This is a genomic window from Exilibacterium tricleocarpae (assembly GCF_007004655.1).
In the GTDB taxonomy this organism is placed as follows: domain Bacteria; phylum Pseudomonadota; class Gammaproteobacteria; order Pseudomonadales; family Cellvibrionaceae; genus Exilibacterium; species Exilibacterium tricleocarpae.
Genome location: NZ_ML660157.1, coordinates 1 through 632 on the forward strand (window position 1 = coordinate 1; position 632 = coordinate 632).

Below are 632 nucleotides of genomic sequence, written 5' to 3' on the forward strand. Positions count from 1 at the left end.
TTGAACGGTATTTGGATAAATTTTCAAGCTCTAGTTTAAACGGGAACAAGTGGACCCTGAAGAACGGTTGCCCCGACTTAAGCGCAGCCACTCCAAGAGCGTAAATTTCATTAATATAAGAGTCCGTCATGGCATAGCACCCAATGGATACACAGTCACCATGAACCATTAGAGCACTCCCGGTGCGGCCATGATAGCGATCGTATTGGTTCGGATAACCTAGATTGAAAGACAGATGAAATCTACTCCAAGGGTTGAGTCGGCCAGAATTCACGAAATAAAAGCCTTCTGGGCTCTGATTATCTCCCTCTTTCAGTTTAGGGCCAAGATTCCCTGAAAATGTACAAATGTCGTAATTTTTAAAATTTACGACAGCCCCATTATCGGACTCAATCCAGACTTCAAGAACTCCGGGGTCTTTAAATATACGAATGAATATTGGAGAGCCATACTCAAGACCTTTGCCGGATAGACCTTTCCTTAAAACTGCTTCAACACTCGCAATAGATCTCTCTGCTCTAGCGCTACTAGGTATATCCGTTGCGAAAACCTGGGGGCTTATAAATATCGCTAGCAGGATGATGATTTGTTGTAGCATGCTCATTTGGTGCTCGATACCAGTAGTGCTAACG

General features: G+C 43.7%; 1 protein-coding gene. It reads right to left on the bottom strand.

What is annotated here, in order from left to right:
- On the bottom strand, nt 1-604 hold a 604-nt coding region (locus FKG94_RS28605; protein ID WP_179957864.1), incomplete at its 3' end, for a L,D-transpeptidase family protein.
- Nucleotides 605-632 lie beyond the last annotated feature (28 nt).